The 231-nt window shown below is 57.6% G+C and carries 1 protein-coding gene; it reads right to left on the bottom strand.

Translation table 11 applies throughout. The features are described 5' to 3' along the window. On the bottom strand, nt 1–208 hold a 208-nt coding region (locus tag IE94_RS37020; protein WP_157849476.1), incomplete at its 3' end, for a hypothetical protein. Nucleotides 209–231 lie beyond the last annotated feature (23 nt).

The following is a 231-nucleotide window of genomic DNA, read 5'->3' as shown; positions in this document are numbered from 1 at the left end:
TCTCCATGTGTTCTTCCGGGGTCCGATTCTTCTGGTCCTCGGTGGCGCGAGCGTTGTCCAGGTCCGGGACGTTGGCTGCGCGCATCTCGTCCAGATAAACCTGCGGCACCATGATCCTGCCCGATTTGACACCGTTGAACCACTGGTAGGTCTGGCGTGTTTTCCCGACGCTACGTGGCTTGAACTTGTTGTTGCGGAGGATCTCCATGTGTTCTTCCGCAGTCAGCTTCT

Source organism: Streptomyces violaceorubidus (assembly GCF_000717995.1).
Classification (GTDB): Bacteria; Actinomycetota; Actinomycetes; order Streptomycetales; family Streptomycetaceae; genus Streptomyces; species Streptomyces violaceorubidus.
The sequence above is the reverse complement of the archived record's forward strand: the minus strand, read 5'-3'. Positions and strand labels throughout refer to the sequence as shown.